Source organism: Desulfobacter curvatus DSM 3379, assembly GCF_000373985.1.
In the GTDB taxonomy this organism is placed as follows: Bacteria; Desulfobacterota; Desulfobacteria; order Desulfobacterales; family Desulfobacteraceae; genus Desulfobacter; species Desulfobacter curvatus.
Genome location: NZ_KB892939.1, coordinates 3,826 through 6,311, shown reverse-complemented (window position 1 = coordinate 6,311; position 2,486 = coordinate 3,826). Strand labels below are relative to the sequence as shown.

6 protein-coding genes are annotated in these 2,486 nt (G+C 46.5%); all 6 read left to right on the top strand.

Annotated features, from left to right (window positions below; genetic code table 11):
• Positions 1-200: 200 nt before the first annotated feature.
• Positions 201-1,154 carry a DUF932 domain-containing protein gene (locus tag B147_RS0104795; RefSeq protein WP_020586107.1) on the top strand — a complete coding sequence of 318 codons (954 nt, stop codon included), beginning with the start codon at positions 201-203 and terminating at the stop codon, positions 1,152-1,154.
• A 40-nt stretch (positions 1,155-1,194) separates the two neighbouring features.
• Complete coding sequence (locus tag B147_RS32115) at positions 1,195-1,371, top strand: hypothetical protein (RefSeq protein ID WP_020586106.1); 177 nt, start codon at positions 1,195-1,197, stop codon at positions 1,369-1,371.
• Between the two features lie 2 nt (positions 1,372-1,373).
• A complete protein-coding gene (locus B147_RS0104785) occupies positions 1,374-1,778 on the top strand; it encodes a hypothetical protein (protein WP_020586105.1) in 405 nt (134 codons plus the stop codon).
• On the top strand, positions 1,756-1,893 hold the full coding sequence (locus B147_RS31635) for a hypothetical protein (RefSeq protein ID WP_157237777.1): 138 nt from the start codon (positions 1,756-1,758) through the stop codon (positions 1,891-1,893). Before B147_RS0104785 ends, B147_RS31635 begins: the two co-directional genes overlap by 23 nt.
• 137 nt (positions 1,894-2,030) lie before the next feature.
• The gene (locus B147_RS0104775) at positions 2,031-2,267 is read left to right on the top strand and encodes a MerR family transcriptional regulator (RefSeq protein ID WP_020585773.1); all 237 of its coding nucleotides are present in this window, start codon (positions 2,031-2,033) and stop codon (positions 2,265-2,267) included.
• A 2-nt stretch (positions 2,268-2,269) separates the two neighbouring features.
• The gene (locus B147_RS0104770) at positions 2,270-2,482 is read left to right on the top strand and encodes a hypothetical protein (RefSeq protein WP_020586103.1); all 213 of its coding nucleotides are present in this window, start codon (positions 2,270-2,272) and stop codon (positions 2,480-2,482) included.
• The last annotated feature ends 4 nt before the right edge of the window (positions 2,483-2,486 follow it).

The following is a 2,486-nucleotide window of genomic DNA, read 5'->3' as shown; positions in this document are numbered from 1 at the left end:
CACCGAATCCTTGAGAAAAATCATCAAGTCACTTGAAGGCCAGAAGTTCCGCCTGGATTGCGGGCACCATGTGACCGTGTGTCACAGCCTCGGAAACGATATCACGATCAGAAACGGCAAAGAGCCCGTCATCATCTGTTCCCAATGCGGGTATTAATTCGCTCACCCCAAAAAAACTTAATCAACAAAGGAGATTTATCATGACAAAGACCACAACTCTCGAAAACGTAATCAACGCAGTTCGCCAGGATTCCATCAATCATTTTGATGAAGTCATGTCCGTTCATGAAATGGAATTTGACAGCCTCAAACAGATGTGGATTTCAGGCAAGCAGGTGGATGTGGCTCCCACGGCCCAGCGCCTTCTTTCCAACCGCCTGCGGGTGCCTTATTCGTATCTGTCCCGCTGCCCGGAAGATTTGCAGGCCCGGAATCTGAATTTTTGGATTGAACAGGAACGCCAGCGCCGGGATACATTCTTTTGCAGATTTGATGGCTCAACCCTTCGCGCCGTATTTACCGAGCGGTATAAGCCCCTCGACAACATGGAGATCCTCGCTCAACTCATTGAACAGTGCTTTAATCATAACCTGAAAGTTCAGTATTCCCTTGATCACGGCATGTTCCTGTTGAAGATACCGGAGTTCGAAAAGACATTTGGTGTTAATTCCGGCAATGGGTTCTTTGATGAAGTGGTGCCCGGCATTGCCTTTAGCAACAGCGAGGTTGGCTTAATCGCCTTCAGCATCGAATCCTTCTTTTATCGTCTGGTCTGCACCAACGGGTTGATTTCCGTTGCCAGAGCAAAGACCGCCAGGTTCAAGCATATCAGCAGCCGGGGGCTGGACAACTTCCCCGAGGCCTTGTCCGCAGTGATCGAAGGTTCCTCACGCAATCAGGAAGATTTCAAGCTGTCCTGTCAATCGCACGTTGATGACCCCTTCAATTCAATTGATGTTTTCAGCAGGCGTTTCGGGCTCTCACAAAACGAAGCGGATATTGTCAAGCAATCATTTGAGCAGGAGCCGGGGAACACTCTTTTCCACATTATCAATGCCTTCACAGCTTCAGCCAAGGTCGAAGGCCTGGCAACAGCCGACGTATATAAATTTGAGAAAGCCGGGGGCCAGATCCTGTCCCTGGTTAAATCCTAAATTCAATTATCTGACGTGAATAACAATGGAGGAAAATAAAATGAAATTTCGTACAGTATGCGCCTGGTGCAACCGCCTTATTTCCGAAAAAGAGTGCCCCGAAACAAAGAACAGCCTGGCCCTGTCTCAAAATGGAGTCATGATCAGCCACGGGATTTGTGAACGGTGCAGGAAAAATCTTGAAACCATCTATGGATTGAATAAAAGGAGCAAATAAAAATGGTTAAAACATACACCTGCCAATCCTGTGGCAAAACTTACATCAAGAATCTTGACCCTGATGTTTATCTGGAAGGAAATTGCTTCGACTGTTCCTTCTGGCTCCTCAAAACAGAATATCATGAAGACCTGGCCGAGAGGAGAGTCGTCGTAGACGGCAATCATTATATGATATCAGAAGTAAAGAACACTTACCCCCAGGGCTTCGGCGGTAGGCAGTTTATCATCCAGTTTTTCGATGGTCGTATAATAAAAACAAATAATCTTTGGAGCCAGGGCATGATCCCGGACCGTTTCCGTGAAATGCTCCCTGACAACGCGGTGTTCCTTCCGATTGAAAGGCAACCGAACACAGCCAGCACTTATTCAGGCAATATTTTTAATGAAGGAGGCAAACATGTTTGATTTTTTCCCGGACTGGGATGACATTGCGGTGGCCGGGGCCATGGCAGAAGAAATGGCGGAAGAAGAACGAGAACGTGAGCGCCGTGAAGCCGAGCGCGAAGCCGGCGAAGAATAATCCGACAATCCTTCAAACCCTTTCTATTATTTAAGCTTTCTCTATCCCGCAGTTCATAAATCCATCCAGGTATTAATGTAACCTCTCTTATAGGCAGAGGGACATTTTTCCCAATTTTTAATCACCAGGAGGATTTTATGAAAAAATCGTTGAGTATCAGTGATGCAAGCCGTGAGACCGGCCTTTCACAGAAACAATTGAGATCCTATGAGGCGCGGGGTTACATATCAGAACCATTCAAGGTCAGGTGTGGCGAAATTGCATACCGAAGATATACCGCCCAGCACATAGCCGAAATCAAGGCCTTCAAGCATTTCGTGGATGAGGGGTTCACCCTTCAGGCTGCATCAAAAAAAATAAAGGAGAAAGTTTAATTATGGCACGTGATCAGGCACGTTTAGACGACACCCAGTGCCCATTTTTTAAGGAAGACTGTCTGAAGGCAAAATGCAGCCTTTATGACCATCGCCTTGATAATTGCGCACTTAACTTGATCTTCATCAATTTGTACAAGCTGGAAAGAACTATCGCCAGCCTACCGCAAAAGGATGAAGACCGACCGGGGAAGTTCCCGTTTACAACGAATTAAAAAA

Coding starts and splice junctions, on each gene's coding strand:
- B147_RS0104795 (WP_020586107.1), top strand. CDS start 201: ATGACAAAGACCACAACTCTCGAAAACGTAATCAACGCAGTTCGCCAG.
- B147_RS32115 (WP_020586106.1), top strand. CDS start 1,195: ATGAAATTTCGTACAGTATGCGCCTGGTGCAACCGCCTTATTTCCGAA.
- B147_RS0104785 (WP_020586105.1), top strand. CDS start 1,374: ATGGTTAAAACATACACCTGCCAATCCTGTGGCAAAACTTACATCAAG.
- B147_RS31635 (WP_157237777.1), top strand. CDS start 1,756: ATGAAGGAGGCAAACATGTTTGATTTTTTCCCGGACTGGGATGACATT.
- B147_RS0104775 (WP_020585773.1), top strand. CDS start 2,031: ATGAAAAAATCGTTGAGTATCAGTGATGCAAGCCGTGAGACCGGCCTT.
- B147_RS0104770 (WP_020586103.1), top strand. CDS start 2,270: ATGGCACGTGATCAGGCACGTTTAGACGACACCCAGTGCCCATTTTTT.